The sequence below is a fragment of the Streptomyces paromomycinus genome (assembly GCF_003865155.1).
Lineage (GTDB): Bacteria > Actinomycetota > Actinomycetes > Streptomycetales > Streptomycetaceae > Streptomyces > Streptomyces chrestomyceticus.
Genome location: NZ_BHZD01000001.1, coordinates 910,500 through 932,787, shown reverse-complemented (window position 1 = coordinate 932,787; position 22,288 = coordinate 910,500). Strand labels below are relative to the sequence as shown.

The following is a 22,288-nucleotide window of genomic DNA, read 5'->3' as shown; positions in this document are numbered from 1 at the left end:
CGCGCTGAGGAGCCTGTGCGTGTTCTGCGGCGCGAGCGCGGGTGTGCGTCCCACCCACGTCCAACTCGCCGCGCGACTGGGGCAGACGTGCGCCCGGCGCGGGATCCGCGTCGTCTACGGCGCCGGGGGCGTCGGCGTGATGGGCGCGCTGTCCGACGCGGTCCTCGCGGCGGGCGGCCGCATCACCGGGGTGATCCCGCAGGCCCTGATGGACCGGGAGTACGGGCGGCGCGACCTGACCGAGCTGCGGATCGTCGGCTCGATGCATGAACGCAAGGCCCTGATGCACTCCCTGAGCGACGCCTTCCTCGCCCTCCCCGGCGGCTACGGCACGCTGGAGGAACTCTTCGAGATCACCGCGTGGGCCCAGCTGCGCCTGCACCACAAACGCATCGTGCTGCTGGACGACGGCGGCTTCTTCGACCCTCTCACCAGCATGCTGGACCACGCCCGCGACGAAGGCTTCCTCTCCGACACCGACCGGCAGCTCGTCCGGCACGCCAAGTCCGTGGACGACGCGCTGCGCCTGGCCGCCCTGCCGCCCGGCCCGCCGTCGGAGCCCCCCGCGATCGGCCCCGGACAGACCTGACACACCGTGTGGCGCCCCCTGGACGGGACGACCGGCTCCCGCCGCTCCCGCCAGGCCGAGACAAGGAGCAGCCCATGGCTGACGACGGAAGACTCCCTCGCTACCCCTTCTCCTTCCGGGGCGACCGACTCGCCCCCGAACTGGCCGAGTCGGTGGCCCACCGGCCGATCCTGCGTGTCCGCACCAACACCGGCACCGACGCCTGGCTGGTCACCGGCCACGCGCAGGTGCGCTCGGTGCTGCGGGACCGCCGCTTCAGCCTCACCCTGACCTCCGACCCCTGGATGCCCCGGCAGGACCCCCTCATCCCGCCGCTCACCGTCACCGACATCCGCACCCACTGCGAGAACGCCGGGCTCCTCCACGACCTCTTCCGGGGCGTGGGCCCCTGTCAGCAGTACCTGACACCGGTGCGCGTGCGAGAGATCGCCACCGGCCTGCTCGGCACCTTCCTGGCCGGAGCGCAGCCGGGTGACCTGGTCGGCGGGTTCATCATGCCGCTCTCCCGCGCGCTCACCATGGAGCTGCTGGGCCTGGACCCCGAGGGCTGCCCGGACGACGCCACCCTCTTCACCATCTTCCGCACCGGCCCGGAGAGCCACCCCGCGGTGCCGGACAGCTGGGCGCTGGCCCAGGAGTGGATGCGGGGGCGGCTGCCCGGTCTGCGCGCGGACGGCGGCGGTCTGCTGGGCCGGCTCCTGGCCCTCAGCGACGCGTCCGGCGTGCTCGGCGAGGAGGAGGTCGCCGACCTCTTCGTCTTCCTCCTCATCTCCCAGTTCGGCAACCCCGCCACCTTCCTCGGCGCCGCGAGCGTGGGGCTGATGAGCCACCCGGAGGTGCTGGCCCGGCTGCGGGCGGACCCCGCGCTGCTGCCGCGGGCGGTCGACGAACTGCTGCGCTGGACGGTCTTCCTGGGCGACGCGCTGCCCCGCATCGCCCGCGAGGACGTGCGGCTCGACGACGTCCTCGTACGGGAAGGCGACCTCGTCCTGGTGTCCACCGACGCGGCCAACCACGACCCGCGGGTCTTTCCCGACCCGCACCGCCTGGACATCGACCGGCCGCCCGGACCCCACCTGCGGTTCAGCGACGGACGGCACCGCTGCCCGGGCGGGCCGGTCGCCCGGATGCAGGCCACGGAGACCCTGCGCGTGCTGCTGGAGCTGACCTCGGACCTGCGCCTGGCGGTACCCGCCGACGCGATCGCCTGGCACCGCTACTACGCCGTCACGCTGCCGGTGACGGTGCCGGTCCGCTGGACGGCCCGTGGCGCGGCGGCGGAGCGCGGGCCCGGCCGCGGCGCAGGGTGAGGACGGGGGCACCGGCACGGTGAGCCGGCGCCCCGCAGGGGCCGCTCAGCCCGTGAAGCCCTGCTCCCGCAGGATCTTGTCGATACGGTCCCGATGGGCCGCTTCCCACTGGTCGAGAGTCTCGGCGGCCTCCTTGGCCAGCTTCTTCTCCGCGTCGCGGAGCACCTCGTCCCGGCGGCCCCCGGGCGTGACCACGACGCCCTCCTCGTCGGCCACCACGATGTCACCGGCCCGTACGGTCACGCCGCCGCAGCGCACCGGGCCGTTGAGCGGCGCGACGGCCGCCTTGGTGCCCGGGACGGGGATCACGCCGCGCGCGAACACGGGGAAGCCGGCCTCCCGTACCTCGGTGAGGTCACGGATCACTCCGTCGGCCACGAGCGCCGCGACACCACGGCGCTGCGCCACCGCACACACGTTTCCGCCCGCCAGCGCGTAGTCCAGGTCGCCCGACTCGACCACGACGACCGAGCCCGGCTCGGCGCGGTGGACGGCCGCGTGCAGCATGAGGTTGTCCCCCGGAGGGCACCGCACGGTGAACGCCGGCCCGGCGACGCGCGGGAGCGGGGACCACAGCGGGCGGATACCGGCGTCCATGACCTGCCCGCGCCCCAAGAGGTCGGCGAGGGTCGTCGAAGGGACGTCGCTGAAACCTGAGATGTCGTTCATGCACTCCTTCTCTCGGTCCCGGAGCCCGTGCCGTCGGTTCCGGCCGGGCCCGTCACACACGGAGGACGGGCCGCGCCGGGCCGTCGGGGCCGTACGGGGCCGCACCGGCTCCCGTCGTCCGTCGGCGACCCCCGTTCACAAGCGCTCGCGCCCACCGTAATGTGATCATCCTGCCGCGTGCTCCCCGGGGCGCACCACCGTGTACCGCCTACGGAGACGACTGCCATGCACCTGCGCTGTGCCGTGCTCGACGACTTCCAGGACATCGCCACGACGGCCGCCGACTGGGGCCCCGTCCAGGACCGCGTGGACGTCGTCCCCTTCACCCGGCACTTCGCCACCGAGGACGAACTGGCGGCCGCGCTGGCGGACTTCGACATCGTCGTCACGCTGCGCGAACGGGTTCCCTTCCCGGCCTCCTTGTTCGCCCGGCTGCCCCGGCTCCGGCTCCTGGTCGCCTCCGGCATGCGCAACTCGGTGATCGACTTCGCCGCGGCGAAGGAGCGCGGGGTGACCGTGTGCGGCACACAGAGCGCCTCCACCCCGCCCGTCGAGCTGACCTGGGCACTGCTCCTGGGCCTCGCCCGCGGCACGGTGGCCGAGAGCAACGCGCTGCGCCAGGGCGGTCCGTGGCAGTCCACGGTCGGTGCCGACCTGCACGGCCGGCGTCTCGGACTGCTCGGACTGGGCAAGATCGGCAGCCGGGTGGCCCGGATCGGTACGGCCTTCGGCATGGACGTGGTGGCCTGGAGCCAGAACCTCACCGAGGAACGGGCCGCCGAGGCCGGAGCCGGCCTCGCGGCGAGCAAGGAGGAGCTCCTCGCCACCAGCGACTTCGTCTCGGTCCACCTGGCACTGGGCGACCGCACCCGGGGCCTGCTCGGCGCGCCCGAACTGGCGCTGCTCAAGCCGACCGCGTACCTGGTGAACACGTCCCGGGCGGCCATCGTCGACCAGGACGCCCTGCTCGCCGCCCTGCACGAGGGCCGGTTCGCCGGCGCGGGCATCGACGTCTTCGACACCGAGCCGCTGCCCGCCGACCACCCGATGCGCACCGCACCGCGGCTGCTGGCCACGCCCCACCTCGGCTATGTGTCCTGGGACAACTACCGCACGTACTACGGCCAGGCGGTCGAGGACATCCAGGCGTACCTGGCGGGCGCACCGGTCCGGGTGCTCGGCTGAGGCACCGGGCCGGACCGGCACAGCCGACCGACGGTCCGAGCGATCAGACGATCGAGCGGTGCGCCCGGCAGGCGCACCGCTCGACGGCTTCAGCCGCGACTCGACCCGTGGCTCAGCTCCCGGTCCGATCCGCAGCTCGGCTCAGACCCGCGGCCGGGCCCCCGGGCCCGCAGCCCCTAGACCCCGTCGGCGAACCGCTTGAACGCGGCCTTGGTCTTCGCCCCGGCCTTGCCGTCGATCCGGCCGGTGTAACCCCAGATGTCCTTGAGCAGGCGTTGCAGCGCCTTCACCGTGTTGACCCCGGGCTTTCCGTCGATCTGCCCGGTGTAGCCCCAGTACTTCTTGAGGCAGCGCTGGAACGCCTTCCAGCTCTCGGTACCGAGCGCCCCGTCGATCGCACCGTGGTATCCCCAGTACGTCTTCAGCCAGCGCTGCACCTTCTTGGCCTGCGCGGCGCTCAGGCCGAAGTTCTGCACCGCGAGCGGCGCGACGGCCTCGGCCGCCACCGCGGGCTGGGCGGCCGGCGCGGACGCGGCGAAGCTCGCGCCCGCTCCCGCCAGGCCGCCGGCGAAGATCGCCGCAGCGGCGGTGACACTGACGAGGGTCCTCGTCACAGCATTGGGTCGCATTCCTTTTCCCCCTTCGAGTTCCGGGGTACCGCCTGACACGCCCGGCGCGTACGTCGCCGGACGCCTCGGCGTTACCCCTCATGGCCGTACGGCGCGGGGGTGGCTCCGGTGGTGGTGCTCTCCGTTCGCCCCGGCGCGGTACGGGAAGAAGCTAGCCGCCGGAGGGACGCCCGGCGTCAGCCCACGAGTTGAGACCGGTGCAACCACGAGCTGACATCCGCGCTCCACCGTGCGCCGTAACGGCGGTCAATGTACAACCCTCGCGGTACTGTCCAACTGGTTACGGCCGCCACGGCCCGCCCGGCCGGCGGTCACCGGCCCTCGGCCCACTCCTTGCTCAGCCGGGACCACTCGGGGGTCGCCTCGGCGGGGGAGGCGGCGACGACATGGCGTCGGAAGGCGTCTTCCGCGGTGACGCCGTGCACCGTTTCGACCGTGCTTGCCGCGAGGTGGCACAGCAGGCCGCGGTCCACGGGCTTCAGCCCGAGGCGGTTGAGGTGGACGTAGAGGTAGTTGACCACCAGCCGGAAGGAGGCGAACCAGTGGTCGTCGCGGAGGAAGCCGTCGTGGCCGTGGTCGGTCTGCAGGAGCCGGTGGAAGTCGCTGAGCTGCCGGGTCGGCAGCCGGGGGGCCCGGCCGGCGCCGCTGAGCGTCAGCTCGCCGGACTCCAGCAGCGGATACGCGGCGCGCTGGCACCGGCGTACGGCCTCGGCCCACTCCCGGACGAACGGCACGGTGGCGTCCGCGCCCGTGGCCTCGGGGGAGCCGGGCCGCGCGGACAGGACGGACTCCACCGTACGCAGCCGGGTGGTCAGCGCGTCGGCCTGCCGCCGGTACCGCTCGTCGAAAGCGGCCCGGTAGGCGGCCGGGTCGTGGGTGCGGGACAAGAACGCGTCGGCGTGCGACCGCAGGGACAGGAACCCGCGCGCGATCGGCGCGCTGCCCTCGTCGAACGGGACGGCGGCCACCGACGCGGTGGTCCACATCAGGTCCAGCGCCAGCACGGGCAGGGCGCCGCCGCCCCGCAGGTGCTCGTACATCGCGAACGCCAGGTCGTTCGTGTCGCTCAGGAAATCGGCCAGCACCTCGCTGCCCCGCATCGACCCCAGCACCGGGAGCCGGTGGTCATAGGGCTGTTCGAGGACGGTGTTGTCCGGTACCCAGGGGTGCCGGGGGCCGGTCTCCATCTCCAGTTCCGCCAACTGCTCGTGCACCGGCGCGAGCGCGGCCTCGTCCAGCCGGGCCGTGGAGGGGCGGTCGCGGACGTAGGTCTCCAGCGCGGCGACGACCTGCGGGCGTACCGTCGCGGCCCACTCCTCGTCCGTGGTGCGGAAGTTCAGGCGCAGGTGCGGGCCGCGCAGCCAGTGCCGGCCGAACCAGGCGCCGACGACCGACGCCCGGACGGCCTCGAACGCCGGGCGGACGGCGTCCAGTACGAGCGCGGGCTCGGTGCTCTCGTCGTGGTGGTGGACGTGGATGCTGTGCCACGTGGCGGCCGCCCCGCTCATGAGGCGGTCAGCGCCTCGGGCAGTTCGGCGAGGACCCGGCCGACGAGGAACCGCACCTGGCTCTCCTGCCACAGGGTCAGCCCGAGCCGGTTGTTGACCAGGTGACCGCTGCGCAGCAGCACCAGGCTCGTGGCGGGGTGCGCGGTCTCGGCCAGTTCGAGCGGCCCGACGAGCGGCGAGTCCGTCCACTCGTTGGTGAAGGTCCCCGCGTCCTCCAGCACGTGCAGCGCGTCCCGCAGCCGGCGCAGGGACGCCGTCCAGTACGCGCGGGGGTCCGCGCCCGCGCCGGTGAGCGCCTCCTCGGGCGCGGCCGCCAGCCGCCAGACGCGCCGGGCCCGCTCCTGTAGCTGCGCCTGCTGGGCGCGGTACCGCGGCTCGACGTCCTCGGCCTCGGGGCCGCTGCCGAACGGCAGCGGCGGGCCGCCGTTGCGGGACCACCGGTCGCGGACCTCGTCGAGGAGCGCGAACACCCCCACGACCAGGTCGAACGCCAGCATCGCGCGCTGTTCGACGGTCGCGCCGGTGCCGACGACGGACAGCGCCAGCTCGCTGGACTCGTGGAAGTGCCGCTCCACGGCGGCGATGGCGGCGTCGTACCCGAAGTCGGAGTTCTCCCGCTCGTACGGCCGGAGTTCCAGGAAGTTGTTGGGCCGCACCTCCTCCTGCTGCTCCTGGCCGGACCGGCCCTCCAGGCCGGCCAGCCCCTCGGAGACCTGGGCGAAGCGCGTACGGTCCACGACGTCCGGGGACGGTTCGGCCTCCAGGTACGCGCGCAGGTGCTCGCCGGCCAGCCGCTCGATGCCGGCGCGGTCGGCGGTACGGGCCGGGAGGAAGCGCAGCCGGACGTGCGGGCCGCCCTCCCAGTACCGCAGGAAGAACCACCGCTGGACGAGACCGTCGGCCGTCAGCCGGGCGACCAGCGGGCGGACACCGTCGGTCAGCAGCGCGTCCTGGCCGGTGTCGTAGAAGATGTGCGCGCCCACCCAGTCCGCGCCCTGCGCGGTACCGGGGTCCAGCCGGTCGCTACCGGTCAGCATCTCGCCTCCGTCGATCGATGGTCGCCGGTCCCGGCGGGGCAGGAACCGGCCACCCCGATTCTCGGGCGGCGGCCGGGCGGCGGTCTTCACGGTGCGACCACGGGGTGACCGAAGAACGGACCGCAGTCCACCGAAGAGGCACCGCAGACCACCGCAGAGACACCGCAGGGCAGCACCGAGGCGCCGGAGCCGGCCGCGGGCCGGGCCCGGCCCGCGGCCACGCGGCCGTTACAGCGTCGTCAGCCGCACACACTCCTCGACGACCGCCCGCAGGCTGCCCGTCCGGCGCAGCCGCTCCCGCTGGACGTGCGCCCCGTTGCCGCGGCCCATCAGGGTGTCCAGGCGCTCCTTGGCGAGCCCCAGGTCCCCGTAGTCCTCCAGCGCCTCGCCGACGTGGTCGAGCAGGGCGTGCACCACGGCCTCGGCGGGGGCCGGGGTCCAGGTGAGCGGGTGGACGAGGCGGCCGGACAGCCCGGACCGGCCGGCCCGCCAGGACGCCAGCCGCAACAGGCCGATCCCGGCCGGGTCCGGCGGCTCGCCCGCGCGCCACGCACGGGCGGCGGTCTCCACCAGCCCGCGGGCCAGGGCGGCGATCAGCACCGTGTCGTCGGACCGCAGACAGACGTCGGCCACCCTGATCTCGACGGTGGGGTAGTGCCGCGACAGCCGGGCGTCGAAGTAGATCATGCCCTCGTCGAGCAGGGTCGCCGTCGCGAGCATCTCCCGCACCCGCCGGTGGTAGTTCTCCGCACAGCCGAACAGCTCCACCGGTCCGGACGACGGCCAGCGGCCCCACACCCGGCTCCGGTAGCTGCTGTACCGGGTGTCCCTGCCCTGCCAGAAGGGCGAGTTGGCGCTCAGCGCGAGCAGCGTCGGCAGCCACGGGCGGATACGGTCCAGCACGGCCACGCCCTCGTCGTCCGACTCGACGGACACATGGATGTGGCAGCCGCAGGCGAGCTGTTCCTGCGCGGTGCGGCCGAACTCCTCCGCCAGCCGCTGGTAACGCTCGTCGACGTTGAGGGACGGTACGACGGGCAGCGGCGAGGTGGCCAGGGCCACCAGTTCCGTACCGGCCCGGCGGGCCTGGCGCGCCGCCTCGCCGCGCCAGCGGGTGACCTCCGCGGCCAGGTCCTCCATCAGCAGCCGGGGCCGGGTCGCGATCTCCAGTTGCTCGCGGTGCAGTTCCTTGTCCAGGGTGGAATCGTCCGGGGTCGCGGCCAGTACGGTCCCGGAGGCGGCTCGTGGCTTTCCTGAGTGCGGGTCCACCAGGAGAAGCTCTTCTTCCACTCCCACACTCCGCATACGACAGCCTCTCTCGACCGGCGACGGTCAGCAGGACGGCTTTTTCGTGTCTGCTGACATGGGAAACGCTCGCGCGGCACGGCACAAGGGGTCGGGCGGCCACGGAGTGGCGCGATGCGGGCGGGCGCGGGCGGCCGCGCCCACGGGCCGGTGCGCGGTCGGTCGGACACCCGTACAAGCCGGGCCGGACCTGCTCTGATGGAGGGGCACGACATGAGGGGACGTCGTACGGCGGACGAAGGGGGCGGGCTCATGCCGGTGGTGCGGACCAACGGGATCAGTCTCGGGTACGAGGAGTACGGCGCCGGGGAGCCGGTCGTGATGGTCACCGGGACCGGTGCGCCGGGACGGGTGTGGCGTGCGCATCAGGTGCCCGCCCTGACGGCGGCCGGGTACCGGGTGATCACGTTCGACCACCGGGGGTTTTCGCCGGAGGGCGCGTCCGGGCAGCCCTTCACCCTCGACGACATGGCGGCCGACCTCGCCGGTCTCCTCACCCACGTCAGCCCGGGGCCCTGCCGCGTGGTGGGCTTCTCGCTGGGCTCGGTCGTCGTGCAGGAACTGCTCGTTGCCCGGCCGGAGCTGGTCCGCAGGGCGGTGCTGATGGCGACCATCGGCCGGGCGGACATGCTGGTCCGCGCCATGGCGGCGGCGGAGATCGACCTGTGCGACAGCGGGGTCGCGCTCCCGCCCCGGTACGCGGCGTACGTCCAGGCGTTGCAGTACCTGTCGGCGGAGACGCTCGGCGATCCGGACGGGCTGCGCGGCTGGCTGGACGTGTTCGAGCTGACGGCGACGGGGAGTTCCGCCGGAATGCGCGGGCAGCTCGGGCTTCAGGTGATCGAGGACCGGCGGGCCGCGTACCGGAACATCCAATGTCCGTGTCTGGTCGTCGGATTCGCGGACGACCGGGTCGTCCGCCCGCGGCTGGCCGAGGAAGTGGCCGCGTGCATTCCCGGCTGCCGGTACACCGAGATATCCGGGTGCGGCCATTTCGGCTATCTGGAGAAACCAGGCCCGGTGAATTCCGCGATCATTGATTTTCTCGGCGAACCGGACCGCTGAGGGGCGGTCGGCCGACAGAGCCGTCATACTCGGCCCCGGCCTTCCGGTTGACGGCGGCCGGGACCGAAGCGGGCCCGCGCACGGCCCGTTCACGCGCCGAGTGCGGCCCGGATGCGCTTCTTGTCGGGCTTGCCGACCGGCGTCAGCGGGATCTCGGTCACCAGGTGCAGCCCGGTGGGCGCGTACATCGCGCCCTTGTGGCGGGTGACGAAGTCCCGCAGCCGCTCCAGGTCCAGCGGACGGTCCGGTGCGGGGACGACCGCGACGTGCACCTCCTCGCCGGCGTCCGCGCGGCGCACGCCGAACGCCGCGCAGTGGGCGACGGCCGGGTGGGTGAGCAGCAGATCCTCCAGCTCACCGGTGTACACGTGACCGCCCACCACGATGATCATGTCCTTGAGCCGGTCGACGATGTACAGATAGCCCTGGTGGTCGAGGTAGCCCAGGTCACCGGTGTGCACCCACCCGTCGCGCAGCACCTCGGCGGTGCGGCCGGGCTGCTTCCAGTAGCCGGTCATGGCCTGGCCGGACCGCACCCGGATCTCGCCCACCGCCCCGACGGGGACGGGTGCGCCCTGCTCGTCGTGGAGGGCGACCTCGACGCCCGGGATCACCCGGCCGACCGTGGCCTGCCCCTCCGGGGGCAGGTCCCGGTGCTCGTCCGGTCCGATGACGGTGACATGGCCCGCCTCGGACTGACCGTAGCCGCCGAACAGGACCGGGCCGAAGGTCTCGTGCGCCTGCCGCAGCCGCGCCGGCGACGCGGCGCAGCCGCCGTAGGTGATCCGCCGGATGCTGGACAGATCGGTGCCGGCCAGGCCGGGGTGGTCGAGCAGGCGGTAGATCAGCGGGGGCAGCAGCCACAGGTGGGTGATGCGCTCGCGCTCGACGGCGGCGAGCACCTCACCGGGGTCGAAGGAGTGCTGGAGCACCACGGAGCCGCCGGCCAGGAGGGTGGCGTCGGCGATGTTGCCGGCCACGTGCGCGAGGGTGGTGCAGGCCAGGAAGCGCGGCGGCTCGCCCGCGCCGACGGAGCCGAAGGCGAGCATGTCCCGGTAGGGGCCGTGCGGCATGCGCACCCCCTTGGGGACGCCGGTGGTGCCGCCGGTGTGGCGTATGCACCAGTCGTCCTCGGGACGTGCCGCGCTCCGCACCGGGACCGGCTCGTGCCGTGCCGCGCGTGCCAGCAGGTCCTGGCCGTGCGGGCCGGGGCCGAAGGAGAGCACGTACGGGGGCCGGGCGAGGGCCGGCAGGCTGTCGGCGACGTCCGGCAGGTCCGGGTCGATCAGCAGCAGCGCGGTGTCCACGCTCTCCGTGATGCGGGCGAGCGTCCCGGGGGCCATGCCCTGGTAGAGGAAGACGGCCCGGGCGCCGAGCAGGTTGGCGGCGTAGCGCGCGGTGAGGGCCTCCGGCCGGTTCCCGGAGAGCAGCGACACGGTGCTGCCGCGCCCGACGCCCCAGCCGGCCAGTTCCCGGGCGATCCGGTACACGCTGTCGCGGAATTCCCCGGCGGAGATCTCTTGGCCGTCCGCCGTGGTGACCACGGGGCGGTCCGGAGTTTCCGCCAGGACGGCGAGGACGGATTCCACGTAGGAGCAGAAGTCGTTCGTCGGGGAATTCACCTCTGCGGCGAAGGATTCAAGGGATTCGGTGGTCATGAAGTATGTCTCCCTACTGATGTAGGCGATTACTACTTCTCGGTAAGCTAACAATTGGTTGCCGTATGAAGGTGTCCTGCCGATGAACAGCGTGTGATGTCTGAAAAGTGCCTGGCGCGGCGCGCCCGCGTATGTATGGAGGGCCTGGGGCGCGGTACGGCGTGGTGCGCGCCACCCGGGCCGGGGCCTCCCCTCGGTGGGACGGCGGGGGAGGCCCCGGCCCGGGTGCCGGCGGGGCGGGTCAGCGGGGCGAGAGCCGGTCGCGGAGTGCCTTGAGCTGGGCCACCTGCGCCGACTGGCTCCGCACGACGGAGTCGGCGAGCTGCTTCGCGCCCGTGTCCCGGCCCAGTGTGCGTTCGGTGCGTGCCATCTGGATCGCGCCCTCGTGGTGGCTGATCATCAGCTGGGTGAACTTCCGGTCGAAGGCGGCGCCCTCGGCGTCCATCAGGGCGGTCATGTCCTGGTCGGACACCATCCCGTCCATGTCCGACTCGTCCCGCCCGACCTGCCCGTGGTCCATGCCGTGCGGGCTGTGCTCGGCGGAGGGCGACCCGGGGTCGCCGGAGCCGGTCGCGGCCGCCTCCGGCTCGCCCCAGGACCGCAGCCACCCGCGCATGGTGGCGATCTCGGCGGTCTGTTCCTTGGAGATCGCCGCGGCCAAACTCTTGACCTCCTGGTCGGAGGCGCGGGCACCCGCCGGTTCCGTCATCTCCACGGCCTGCCGGTGGTGCGGGATCATCCGCTGCATGAACCGTACGTCCGCGTCGTTGTGCGCGGCCTCCGACGCGGAGGCGGTCGGGGACGCCGCGGCGGAGCCGCTCGCCGTCCGTGGCCCGCCACCGTCGTCGCTCCCGCAGGCCGCGAGGGCCAGCGCCCCGGCGGCAAGGGCACCGGCCAGTGCGGTACGGCGACAGGGCAGTCGCTCGCCTGGATGCATGATTCGCCCACCTCGATCTCTCTGCGCGCGGAGCGGACCCCCGCGTGCGCGTCGGCCTACGCCCGCATTACCGACACGCGGGGAGAAGCGAAGCGCACGACGGCGCGGCACGCCGCGAAGTGATGAGGGGAGGGGGCGCGTGGTTGACCGGCACGGGGCAGTCGGACATGGCCGCCCGTCCGCCCCGCGCCTCAGGCGCCGCTGTCGCCCCTGAGCTGCATGTCGACGTCGACCACCCCTTCGACGGCGCGGGCGAGGCGCGCCGCCACCGGTATGAGCGAGGTGTCGGTGATGGTCCCGGCGAGGGTGACGATCCCCTGGGACACCTCGACGCTCAACTGCTGCCACCGGGACGCGAAGAGCTGCCCGACGACCGTCCGCCGCACCTCCTCGGCGATGTCCTCGTCCTCGCGGAGGAAGACCTTGAGGAGGTCGCTGCGGCTCACCACCCCTTCGAGCCGGCCGAGGGCGTCCACCACCGGCATCCGTTTGATCCGGTACCAGGCCATGGTGCGGGCCGCCTGCGCGAGGCTGGCGTCCGCGTGCACGGTGACGGCGGGGGCCGTCATCAGCTCGTCGGCCGTGACGCCGCCGGACTTGATCAAGGCGTCCAGGACGCGCATCTGCTCGATGCGCGAGGGGGTGTGGTCGCGGAACTCCTCCTTGGGCAGCAGATCGGCCTCGGACACCACACCGACCACCCGGCCCTCCCCTTCGACGACGGGCAGGGCGCTGACCTTCCACTGCTCCATCGTGCGGACGATCTCCTTGAAGGGGGCGGTACGGCCGATACTGATCACGGTGTGGGTCATCACGTCGCCGACGGTGCGGGGGCTGTTGTTCCCTGGCGTCACGGGCTCCTGCATCACGGACTCCTTCAGCGCGGGCTCCTTCCCCCAGGGTTGTGCATCACGGGCCCGTGCACCACACACCCGTCCACCGTGCCCGGAGCCGGAGCCGGGGCCGGCGGCGTGAGGAGGATCCGCCGGCCCCGACGGCCGCAAACCTGTGCCCGGGCCCCGGGCGCCCGGCCAGGGCCCGGACACAGGTGGTCAGTGCACGCCGCTCCCGTACGGTCCGAAGAGGTCGAGCAGCCGGGTCCGCGCGCACCGCAGCCGGTCCCCGATCACCTGGGAGTACCGGAGCACCAGCGCGTGCCCGAGCGCGGGGTCCTGCGCGCACAGCGCCCGGATCTCCCGCGCGTCGAACTCCCAGGCCCGGACGGGGCTCAGCGTCTCCGCGCCCAGGTGCCAGGTGTACGGCGGGAACAGCCACGACCAGCCCAGCAGGTCGCCCGGGTGCAGGGTCTCGACGACGGCGGCCCGGCGGCCCGGCACCCGGATGTCGAGCTGGACCGTGCCGGTGCGCAGGATCCAGAAGCGGTCGGCCTTCCGGTCCTCCTCGAAGATCCGAGTCCCGGCGGGGAAGGAGACCTCCTGCGCCCGTGCCATCAGCCGCTCACGGTGTTCCGCGGGCAGTGCACCGAGCCGTGCGTTCGTCGTCCTCACCGCGCCACCTCCCCTTCCTGCGCGGCACCGCAGCCCCCGGCCGTACCGGGCGGGCTTTGGAACCGGCGGTTCCCATGTCTTGAGCATCCGCCGTCGGCGGGCGCTCCGGGACGGGCCGAACAGCCCCTGCACCGGGCCGAACAGCCCTTCTTGGCCGGCAGCTCAGGCCGAGGCGGCGCCTTCGCGGCGGGTGGCGGGCCGGACGACGCGCCCGGCCCGCAGGAGGTGGACGGTGTCGGCGCAGTCGGCCACGAGGTCCAGTTGGTGGCTGACGAGGACGAGCGTCAGCCGGCGCTCGGCACGCAGCCGGGTGAGCAGGTCCAGGACCGCGGTGGCGGTCGCCGGATCGAGGGCGGAGGTGACCTCGTCGCACAGGAGGAGGTCGGGTTCGGTGGCGAGGGCGCGCGCTATGGAGGCGCGTTGGCGCTGTCCGCCGGAGAGTTCGTGGGGGTAGCGGCGGGCGACGTCGCGGGGGAGGCCGACGGCTTCGAGGAGGCTGCCGACCCGTTCGGGCCGGTCCGGGGCGGCGACGACACGGTGCAGCCGGAGCGGGCGGGAGAGCGTGGCACCGATGGTGCGGGAGGGGTTGAGGGCGCCCAGGGGGTTCTGCGGGACGAACTGGATGCGCCGTTGCTGGTCCCGGCTGCGCTTGCGGGCGTTCGCGGGCAGCGGGCGGCCGTTCCAGGTCAGGGTGCCGGTCTGCGGGACCTGGAGGCCGGCGAGCGTCCGCAGGAGGGTCGTCTTGCCGCACCCGGAGGGGCCGGTGATGCCGATGGCGGAGCCGGTGGGGAGGTGGAGGCCGACGCCCGCCAGGGCGTGGTGGGTGTGGCCGCGGTGGGTGAAGGCGACGTGCAGGTTGTCGGCGCGCAGGCCCTCGGAGGCGGTCGTGGCCCCCTCGGCCGGAGCCGGCGGCGAAGTCGTGGCCGAAGCGTGCACTGATGGGGAAGTCGCCGGAACCCTCGTGGCGGTGGCTCCGTACGGAACGGCCCCGGCACCCAAGGTGACGACCGAGTCGGCGCAGGCCGCGACGGCGTGTGGATCGTGGCTGGCCATGATGACGGCGAGGCCGTGCCGGTCGGCGAGCCGGCGCAGGAGCGCGGTGATGTCGTCGCGCAGGTCCGCGTCGAGTCCGGCGGTGGGCTCGTCCAGCAGCAGCACTTCGGGACGCCGGGCGAGCGCGCGGGCCAGTGCGAGCCGTCGCTGCTGCCCGCCCGAGAGGGCACCGGGGCGGTGATGGGCGAGCGGGGCCGGCAGACGGCACTCGGCCATGGCCCGTTCGACGGCCTCGGGCGAGCGGTCGGCGGCCAGTTCGGTGATCAGACGGCGGGCCGTCATCCGCGGGTCGAGGGCGGAACCCGGGTCCTGGCCCACATAGGCGACGTGCCGGCGGCGCAGGGTGCGCAGCGCCCCGGGCGCGAGCGTCAGCACGTCCTGCCCCAGCACCTCGATGCTGCCGGAGATGACGCGGGCGCCCCGCGGAAGTTCGCCGAGCACGGCACGCAGCAGTGTCGTCTTGCCGGAGCCGGACGGCCCGGTGAGGGCGGTGATCCGGCCGCCGCACAGGCGGAGGCCGGCGCGGCGCAGGAGTACGGGCCCGTCGGCGAGGCCGATTTCGAGGCCGGTGACGGTGACGGGCGGCGGGGAGTCGGTCACGGCGGAGTCCTGGGGAGCGGGCGCGCGAGCGCGGGTGGCCGGGGGGTCAGCGCAGGACGGCCCTGCGGGCGGTGGCGGGTGCCAGGGCGTTGGCGGCGAGGTTGACGCTGATGGCGAGCGCGCCGATGGCGAGGCCGGGGGCGACCACCGCCCACGGGTTGAGGAGGATGCCGGGGCCGTTCTCCCGGACCATCAGGGCCCAGTCGGCCTCCGGCGGCCGGGGCCCGAGCTGGAGGAAGCCGGCCATGGAGATGACGTACACCGCGTCGACGAAGCGCAGGCCGAACAGGGCGAGGACGGTGGCGCGCAGGTTGGGCAGGATCTCCCGCAGGGCCAGGTGCCCGGGGCGTTCGCCGCTCGCGACGGCGGCCTCGACGAACCCGGTGGCGGCGACCGGCGCCGCCGCGCCCGCGACGATCCGTACCGCGTACGGGATTCCCAGGAGGACGGCGGCCACGGTGATCGCGAGGCGGCCGCCGCCCGGCCAGGCCAGCGCGAGCAGCATGATGCCCAGCACCGGCGGAAGCAGGATCGCGGTGTCCGCCGCACGTTCGACCAGCCGCCCCAGTCGCGGGCTGAGGACGGCGAAACAGCCGAGCAGGGTGGCCAGGAAGGTGACCGCCACGGCCACCACGAGCGCGCTGCCGATCAGCGCGCTGCCGCCGTTCAGCAGGCGGCTGAGCACGTCCCGGCCGAGCTGGTCCCCGCCCAGTACCGCGCCGTTCGCGCCCGCCTCGCCGTACGGGGCGGTGACCGGCTTGTCGACCGGGTGCGCGGCGAGCAGCGGGCCCGCCAGGGCCACCAGGACGAGCAGCGCGGCGGGGACGACGGGGGTCAGGACGCGGGGCTCCAACCGGCCCGTCCGGCGCGGGCGGGGCGGCGCGTGCGCTTCGGTGGCGGTCATGGGCGGGCTCCCAGGGTGCGGGCGCGTACCAGGTCGGCCAGCAGGAGGACGACGGTGATCAGCGCGGCCGAGCAGGCGACGACGGCCGCGATGACCGGGGTGTCGCGGTCGGCGACGGCCCCGGCCAGCACCGTGCCGATGCCGGGGTAGTTGAAGAGCGTCTCGACGACGACGGTGCCGCCGAGCAGCATGCCGGTGGAGGTGGCGACGCCGGTGGCGATGGCGGGCCAGGCGCCGGGCAGCGCGTGCCGGAGCAGTACCTGCCGGGTGGTCAGTCCGTCCAGGCGGGCCGCTTCGACGTGCGGGGTGGCGGCCTGGTCGGCGAGGGCGCCGCGGACGATACGGGTGTTCCAGCCGGTCTGCGGCACGGTCAGCGCCAGCACCGGCATCACCAGCATCGTCCAGGTGGCGGGGGCACCGTCGGCGCCGGTGACGGTGGCGGCGGGCAGCCATCCGGTCCAGAGCGACAGGACGAGCAACAGGCCGACGGCGACCACGAATTCGGGCAGCGCGAAGGCGGCGGTCGAGGTGAGGTCCACGGCCCGGTCGACGAGGCCCTTCGGGCGTGCGGCGGCCCAGATCCCCAGGGCCAGCGCGCCGAGCACGGTCAGGACGAAGGCGGTGCTGCCCAGCAGGACGGTGTTGGGCAGCGGTGCCGCGAGCAGGTCGCCGACGCGTTCGCCGCGGGCCGAGGTGCCCAGGTCACCGGTGGGCAGCGCGGTGATCCAGTCCCAGAAGCGCTCCCACACCGGCCGGTCCAGGCCGAGCAGGCGGCGGCGCGCGGCGACACCCGCCGCGCCCTCACCGCGCTCCGCCGTGGCCGTGGCCGCGTCGCCCGGCAGCAGCTCGATTGCGGCGAAGACGAGCGCGAGCAGTACCACCAGCATCAGGACGCGCTTGGCCAGGACGGCCGCCGCCCGTGCGGCCAGGGCGCCGGCGCGGCGCGCCGCAAGTTTCGGTACGGGTCGGACGGGGGCCTCGGCGGGCCGGGTGCCGGTCTCCGTCACGGGGCGAGCCAGACGTTTTCGAGCTGGACGCGTCCGTAGCCGGGCAGCTTCGGGAGGCCGTGCACCTTCGGCGCGGCCAGGTCGATGCCGTCCGCCATGCCCCACAGCAGATAGCCGGACCGCTCGTGTTCGATGCGCTGGAGGCCGCGCAGGGCGGCGGTGCGGGCCGTGCGGTCGGCGGTGGCCATGACCTTGCGGTACGCGGCGTCGAACGCCCGGTCGGACCAGTCCGCCTCGTTCTGGCCGGCCCCGGTGGTCAGGGTCTTGGACGCGAAGAACACCACCGAGTCGTTGGTGCCCCAGTAGTTGGTGTAGAAGTCGCCCTTGAGCCAGGTCTTCTGGTAAAAGGCGCCGGACTCCTGCTTGACGACCTCGACCTTGACGCCGGCCTCGCGGGCCTGGGAGGCGAAGAGGGTGGCCGACTCGGCGAGCCCGGCGACGTCCTCGGTGGTGACGAGGCGGTACGTACGGGAGAAGTCGAAGCCCGCGTCGGTCAGCAGCTTCTTCGCCGTGGTCAGGTCGCGCCCGCGCTGCGGGACGTCCTTGGCGTACGCGGGGTCGCCGGTGCCGAGGATGTCGTTGGCGACCGTCCCGTACCCGGACAGCACCTGGGCGACCATCGCCTCGCGGTCCACCAGCAGCTTCATCGCCTCGCGTACCTTCGGGTCGGCGAACGGACCGCTGGAGGTACGCATCACGATGGGCATGGCCATGTCGTCCGGGCGCCGGACGATCCGGATGTCCTGGCGCGCCCTGGCCGTACGGGCGGCGACGGCACCGGCGTTGGACGCCACGTCGATCTGGCCGGACAGCATCGCGTTGGCCATCGCCTGCGGGCTCTGGAACATGGTGACCTCGACGGCGTCGAGGTGGACCGCGCCGCCGTGCCAGTCCGCGTTGCGCAGCAGCCGCGCGTTGCCGTCGCGGTACCAGTCCAGCTTGAAGGGGCCGGTCCCCGGGGCCTCGGGTACGGCCTTGTCGGCGGTGCCCTTCTTGAGGACGAAGGTCGTCAGCCGGGTGAGCAGGGGGAGTTCGGCGTTGGCGTAGTCGGAGACGAGGACGACGGTGCGCCTGCCGTCGGCGGTGATGCGGTCCGCCCTGACGCCGGGCAGCCGGGCCGCCCCGGACGGGGTGCCGCGCAGCCGGCGCAGCGACCAGACCACGTCGTCGGCGGTGACGGGGGTCCCGTCGTGGAAGGCGGCGCCCTCGGCGACGGTGAAGCGCCAGGTCTTCAGGTCCTTCGAGGGGGTGAAGGCGGAGGCGAGGCGGCCGACGGTGTTGTCCTTGTCGCCCGGCGCCGTCAGCGTGTCGTGCACGAGGGCGATGACGAGGTAGTCGCTCTCGTTGCCCTGGGTGCCGTGCGGGTCGCGGGTGATCGCCGAGGGGCGGCCCAGGGCGCCGATGCGCAGGGTGCCGCCCTGCCGCGGTGAGCCGCCGGCGGCGGGTGCCGCGCCGTCGCCGCCGCACGCCGGGAGCAGCGCGGCCGCGCCCAAAGCCCCGCCGGTTGCGAGCAGTTGCCTTCTGGTGAAGTCCACGCCGCCTCGCTCTGTTCGTTTTGGTTACTTAGGGTTGCCTACCCTAATGAGATCCGGGTCCGCAAGGGCGCTCGCCGCCGAGTGCGCCTATTGGTGGTCGTCAACTGGGCGTTAACGGGCGGGAGTTGCCGGAAGGTGGACAGGTGCGACAAATAAAGTGAGGTTTGCCTAACCTAAGTTGGGTGGGTAGCGTCGTTACTGTCCGCTGGACCCCGGACACGGAACGGCAGCCATGGCCGCCCCTGCCCGGCCCGTCGAGCGCGCCGCGCCCTGCCCGCGCGGCGCCGCACCGGACCCGATTCCCACCCTCAACGGAAACGGACTGCCTCGACATGACCACGGGAGCCGCACCCGTCCGCCAGCTCGACCCCGCCGACGTCTCGGAACTGCGCCGCACCGCCGAGAAGATCCTCGCCGCGGCCGGTACCACCGCCGCCTCCCCGTATCTCCTCGCCCGGGTCGCGGAGTCCGCCGCCGCCCTGCCCGGCACGGTCCGTCACCAGCTGCGGCCGGTCGACACCGACGACGGTCTGTTCGTGCTCCGCGGTCTGCACGTCGACGACTCCGCGCTCGGCCCCACCCCCGTCGGCTGGGCCGCCGCCGGCGACAGCGGCGCCGTGCACGACGTCGTCCTGCTGCTGCTCGCCACCGTCATGGGCAACCCCATCGCCTGGGAAGGCCAGCAGGACGGCCGGTTCGTGCACAACATCGTCCCGGCCCCCGGCCGCGAGACCGAGCAGACCGGCGCCGGCAGCACCGTGCTGCTCAGCCCGCACACCGAGGACGCCTTCCACCCCGGCCGCGCCCATCTGCTCATGCTCAGCTGCATGCGCAACCCCGACCGCATCGCCACCACGGCGGCCGGCATCCGCCACGTACGGCTGGACGAGGCCGACATCGAGCTGCTGAGCCGCCCGTTGCTGCCGATCCTGCCCGACGACGCGTACCCCGAGGCCAGGAACTTCGACGGCGGCCCGCCGCCTCCGATCCCCACCCTCTTCCGGTCGGACGACGGCCTGACCCTGCGCTTCGACCCCGCCTACACCCCCCTCGACGACGCGGGCCCCGCCCACCGCGCCGCCTACGAGCGCCTGGAGCACGAACTCGCCCGCGTCTCGGGCGCCGTGCGCCTCGCACCGGGCGAGGTGCTCGTCGTCGACAACGACCTGGTCGTACACGGCCGGGTGCCCTTCCGGGCCCGCTACGACGGCACCGACCGCTGGCTCAAGCGTGCCTCCGTCCGTGTCCCCGCGCGCCGTACACGCTCCCTGGCCGAGGCGTCGGAGCACGGTTACGGTCAGGCCGCCGTCGAAGCCCACACCGGATGACAGTCCACACCGCACGACAGCCCGCAGCTCCCCGAGGACGGACATGACCGACAGCACCCTGGCCGCCGACCCCCGCTCCATACCCGCCGGCGACCGTACCCTGCGCATCCTGACCACCAGCGACCTGGCCGGCCTCGGCATCGCGCTCGCCGATGTCGTGGCCACCGTCGAAGGCGCCTGCCGCACCCTCGCCGCGGGCGGCTCCGACAACCCGCGCAAGCTCACCGTCAAACCCGCCGACGGGCACTCCGTCGCCTACGCGATGCTCGGCCGGGACGGTTCCCGCGACGTCGTCGCCGTCAAGACCTCGTACAAGCACGGCCTGGACAAGGACCGCGGCAGCCAGCACTACTACACGACGCTGACGCTCTACGACGACGTCACCGGCCTGCCCGTCGCCATGATGGACTGCGGCCGCATCGGCTCGCTGCGCACCCCGGCCGTCTCCGCCCTGCTGGCCCGCGAGTGCGCCCCGCCCGGCGCCCGCAGCGCCCTGGTCATCGGCACCGGCACGCAAGGGCGCCTGGCCCTGCCGTTCCTGCTGACGACGCTTCCGGACCTGGAGCGCCTGATGCTGTCCGGCACCCACCCCGAGGGCATCGCGGCGGTACGTGCAGAGCTGCGCGCCCACTTCCCGGACCGGGACGTGGAGCTGGTCACCGACCTGCGGGCCGCGGCGGCCGACGCCGACGTCCTGGTGGCGACCGCGGGCGGCCACACCACGGCGGCCGTCGGAGCCGACTGGCTCCGGCCCGGCGCGCTGTCCGTCCTCGTGGGGCACGGCCTGGCGCCGTCCACGCTGCACCGCGCCGACCGGGTCGTGGCGACCAGTGAGGCGCAGATGAAGGTCACCGGCACCGACATGGCCGACGCGGCGGGCGGCTTCCCCGCCGTGGACGCCGAGTTCCCGGCCGTTCTGGCCGGTACCGCCACCGGCCGCGGCACGGCGCGGGAACGTGTCTTCGCCTACAACAGCGGACTGGTCGTCACCGACATCGCCCTCGGCCACCGCTTCGCCCGACTCGCCCTCGACCAGCGGCTGGGAACGCAGGTGGCGCTGTGGCGGTGACCGGCCTGCGCTCCGCCGACGTACCGACGCTGCCCGCCCACCCCGATCCCGGCACCGACCGGATCATGGACAGCGGCCTGCTGCACGAACTGTCCTACGCCTTCGACGGCCCCTTCCACTTCCTGCTCCCGCACCGCTTCGACGCCAACCTCACCGCCTTCCGCGCCGCCCTCGACGACGCCGGGGTGGCCGGGCGCGTGTACTACGCGAAGAAGGCCAACAAGGCCGCCGTCTGGGCGGAACGCTGCGCCGCCCACGGCGCGGGCGTGGACGTGGCGAGCGTCCCGGAACTGCGCGAAGCCCTCGGCCACGGCGTACGCGGCGAGCACCTCGTCGTCACCGGACCGGCCAAGAGCGACACCCTGCTGCGCCTGGCCGCGCTCCAGGGCTGCCTGGTCGCCGTCGACGCCCTGGACGAACTCGACCTGCTCGTCACCCTCGCCCTGACCGGCACCGCCCGCCCGGCCCGCCTGCTGCTGCGCTGCCTGCCGTCCGCGCAGCGGCACAGCCGCTTCGGGATGACGGCCGCCGAGCTGACCACCGCACTCGACCGCTGCGTACGCGCCGGGGACGCCGTACGGATGGAAGGCTTCAGCTTCCACCTGTCCGGCTACGCCGTCCGGCCGCGCGCCGACCTCGCCGGGGAACTTCTCGACCACTGCCTGCGGGCGCGGGGACTGGGCCTGCGGGCCGACCGGATCAGCATCGGCGGCGGCTTCGCCGTCGACTACAGCAGCGCCCGCCACTGGCGGACGTTCCTCGCCGCGCAGCGCCCCGCGCACTACCACGCGCACAAGACCTTCGAGGCCGACGGCTTCTATCCGTACCACTCGCCCGTCGCCGGGGCCGACGCCCTGCGCGCCGTCCTCGACACCGTCCCCGCAGGCGGCCGTACGAGCCTGGGCGACCGGCTCAAGGAGACCGGCACGCTGCTGATGACGGAGCCCGGCCGGGCCCTGCTCGACGGCGCCGGCGCGTCCGTCTTCCGCGTCCAGGGCGTCAAGGAACGCGACGGCTACCGCATCCTCACGGTCGACGGCACCAGCCTCAGCCTCTCCGAGCAGTGGTTCAACAGCGAATACCTGCCCGACCCGTACCTGGTCACCCCGGACGGACGGGCCCGCGGCGACGCGGTGCATCCCGCGTGCGTCGGCGGCGCGACCTGCCTGGAGTCGGACCTGCTCACCTGGCGCAAGGTCCCGTTCCCCGCCCGGCCCCGCGTCGGCGACCTGCTGGTCTACCCGAACACCGCCGGATACCAGATGGATTCGAACGAGTCCCCGTTCCACGATCTCCCGCTGCCGCCCAAGGTCGTCGTGGACCGCCCGGGCCCCCGGCCGCGCTGGCGTCTCGACCGGCGCCCCGCCCGCTGACCCCTTGCGACCGGCCATT

Annotated in this window: 20 protein-coding genes; 7 read left to right on the top strand and 13 right to left on the bottom strand. The window is 73.7% G+C overall.

Annotated features, from left to right (window positions below):
• The first annotated feature begins 19 nt into the window (after positions 1-19).
• Together OEIGOIKO_RS03550 and OEIGOIKO_RS03545 are read left to right on the top strand one after the other, a co-directional pair.
• Complete coding sequence (locus tag OEIGOIKO_RS03550; RefSeq protein ID WP_246177178.1) at positions 20-589, top strand: LOG family protein; 570 nt, start codon at positions 20-22, stop codon at positions 587-589.
• A 74-nt stretch (positions 590-663) separates the two neighbouring features.
• On the top strand, positions 664-1,899 hold the full coding sequence (locus OEIGOIKO_RS03545; protein WP_125051755.1) for a cytochrome P450: 1,236 nt from the start codon (positions 664-666) through the stop codon (positions 1,897-1,899).
• Between the two features lie 45 nt (positions 1,900-1,944).
• On the opposite strand, the gene OEIGOIKO_RS03540 is transcribed toward OEIGOIKO_RS03545, so the two are convergent.
• A complete protein-coding gene (locus tag OEIGOIKO_RS03540) occupies positions 1,945-2,568 on the bottom strand; it encodes an RraA family protein (protein WP_125051753.1) in 624 nt (207 codons plus the stop codon).
• Between the two features lie 225 nt (positions 2,569-2,793).
• Between OEIGOIKO_RS03540 and OEIGOIKO_RS03535 the strand changes: the two genes are divergently transcribed.
• Positions 2,794-3,753, top strand: a complete 960-nt coding sequence (locus OEIGOIKO_RS03535; RefSeq protein ID WP_125051751.1) for a D-2-hydroxyacid dehydrogenase family protein — start codon at positions 2,794-2,796, stop codon at positions 3,751-3,753.
• Positions 3,754-3,929: 176 nt separating this feature from the next.
• Here the strand turns inward: OEIGOIKO_RS03535 and OEIGOIKO_RS03530 are convergent, their stop codons facing one another.
• The 4 genes from OEIGOIKO_RS03530 to OEIGOIKO_RS03515 form a co-directional block, all read right to left on the bottom strand.
• The gene (locus tag OEIGOIKO_RS03530; protein WP_125051749.1) at positions 3,930-4,382 is read right to left on the bottom strand and encodes a peptidoglycan-binding domain-containing protein; all 453 of its coding nucleotides are present in this window, start codon (positions 4,380-4,382) and stop codon (positions 3,930-3,932) included.
• A gap of 311 nt (positions 4,383-4,693) precedes the next feature.
• On the bottom strand, positions 4,694-5,890 hold the full coding sequence (locus OEIGOIKO_RS03525; protein ID WP_125051747.1) for a thiopeptide maturation pyridine synthase: 1,197 nt from the start codon (positions 5,888-5,890) through the stop codon (positions 4,694-4,696).
• Positions 5,887-6,927, bottom strand: a complete 1,041-nt coding sequence (locus tag OEIGOIKO_RS03520) for a thiopeptide-type bacteriocin biosynthesis protein (RefSeq protein WP_125051745.1) — start codon at positions 6,925-6,927, stop codon at positions 5,887-5,889. The genes OEIGOIKO_RS03525 and OEIGOIKO_RS03520 overlap by 4 nt, the downstream gene beginning before the upstream one ends.
• Before the next feature lie 228 nt (positions 6,928-7,155).
• Positions 7,156-8,232: a glutamate--cysteine ligase gene (locus OEIGOIKO_RS03515; RefSeq protein ID WP_125051743.1), complete on the bottom strand. Its 1,077-nt coding sequence runs from the start codon at positions 8,230-8,232 to the stop codon at positions 7,156-7,158.
• 252 nt (positions 8,233-8,484) lie between these two features.
• Here OEIGOIKO_RS03515 and OEIGOIKO_RS03510 point away from each other — a divergent pair, with 252 nt between their 5' ends.
• Complete coding sequence (locus OEIGOIKO_RS03510; protein WP_125058413.1) at positions 8,485-9,297, top strand: alpha/beta fold hydrolase; 813 nt, start codon at positions 8,485-8,487, stop codon at positions 9,295-9,297.
• A gap of 89 nt (positions 9,298-9,386) precedes the next feature.
• Here the strand turns inward: OEIGOIKO_RS03510 and OEIGOIKO_RS03505 are convergent, their stop codons facing one another.
• The 8 genes from OEIGOIKO_RS03505 to OEIGOIKO_RS03470 all read right to left on the bottom strand — a co-directional run bounded on the left by OEIGOIKO_RS03505 (position 9,387) and on the right by OEIGOIKO_RS03470 (position 18,499).
• Positions 9,387-10,955, bottom strand: a complete 1,569-nt coding sequence (locus OEIGOIKO_RS03505) for an AMP-binding protein (RefSeq protein ID WP_125051741.1) — start codon at positions 10,953-10,955, stop codon at positions 9,387-9,389.
• Between the two features lie 241 nt (positions 10,956-11,196).
• Complete coding sequence (locus tag OEIGOIKO_RS03500; protein ID WP_125051739.1) at positions 11,197-11,892, bottom strand: DUF305 domain-containing protein; 696 nt, start codon at positions 11,890-11,892, stop codon at positions 11,197-11,199.
• Positions 11,893-12,083: 191 nt separating this feature from the next.
• Positions 12,084-12,758 carry a CBS domain-containing protein gene (locus OEIGOIKO_RS03495; RefSeq protein ID WP_125051737.1) on the bottom strand — a complete coding sequence of 225 codons (675 nt, stop codon included), beginning with the start codon at positions 12,756-12,758 and terminating at the stop codon, positions 12,084-12,086.
• Between the two features lie 186 nt (positions 12,759-12,944).
• Positions 12,945-13,343 (bottom strand): cyclic nucleotide-binding domain-containing protein, encoded by a 399-nt coding sequence (locus OEIGOIKO_RS03490; protein ID WP_246177938.1) that lies wholly within the window; start codon positions 13,341-13,343, stop codon positions 12,945-12,947.
• A gap of 219 nt (positions 13,344-13,562) precedes the next feature.
• On the bottom strand, positions 13,563-15,053 hold the full coding sequence (locus tag OEIGOIKO_RS03485; RefSeq protein ID WP_125051733.1) for an ABC transporter ATP-binding protein: 1,491 nt from the start codon (positions 15,051-15,053) through the stop codon (positions 13,563-13,565).
• A gap of 46 nt (positions 15,054-15,099) precedes the next feature.
• Positions 15,100-15,957: an ABC transporter permease gene (locus OEIGOIKO_RS03480; RefSeq protein WP_125051731.1), complete on the bottom strand. Its 858-nt coding sequence runs from the start codon at positions 15,955-15,957 to the stop codon at positions 15,100-15,102.
• Entirely contained in the window at positions 15,954-16,844 is an 891-nt protein-coding gene (locus tag OEIGOIKO_RS03475; protein ID WP_125058412.1) for an ABC transporter permease, read from the bottom strand. The genes OEIGOIKO_RS03480 and OEIGOIKO_RS03475 overlap by 4 nt, the downstream gene beginning before the upstream one ends.
• A 116-nt stretch (positions 16,845-16,960) precedes the next feature.
• A complete protein-coding gene (locus OEIGOIKO_RS03470; protein WP_125051729.1) occupies positions 16,961-18,499 on the bottom strand; it encodes an ABC transporter substrate-binding protein in 1,539 nt (512 codons plus the stop codon).
• A 332-nt stretch (positions 18,500-18,831) separates the two neighbouring features.
• Here OEIGOIKO_RS03470 and OEIGOIKO_RS03465 point away from each other — a divergent pair, with 332 nt between their 5' ends.
• Genes OEIGOIKO_RS03465 through OEIGOIKO_RS03455 form a run of 3 tightly spaced genes read left to right on the top strand, consistent with a single transcriptional unit; the run spans position 18,832 to position 22,269 of the window.
• Positions 18,832-19,827: a TauD/TfdA family dioxygenase gene (locus tag OEIGOIKO_RS03465; protein WP_125051727.1), complete on the top strand. Its 996-nt coding sequence runs from the start codon at positions 18,832-18,834 to the stop codon at positions 19,825-19,827.
• A gap of 43 nt (positions 19,828-19,870) precedes the next feature.
• Positions 19,871-20,896, top strand: a complete 1,026-nt coding sequence (locus OEIGOIKO_RS03460; protein ID WP_125051725.1) for an ornithine cyclodeaminase family protein — start codon at positions 19,871-19,873, stop codon at positions 20,894-20,896.
• On the top strand, positions 20,887-22,269 hold the full coding sequence (locus OEIGOIKO_RS03455; protein ID WP_125051723.1) for a Y4yA family PLP-dependent enzyme: 1,383 nt from the start codon (positions 20,887-20,889) through the stop codon (positions 22,267-22,269). The genes OEIGOIKO_RS03460 and OEIGOIKO_RS03455 overlap by 10 nt, the downstream gene beginning before the upstream one ends.
• The last annotated feature ends 19 nt before the right edge of the window (positions 22,270-22,288 follow it).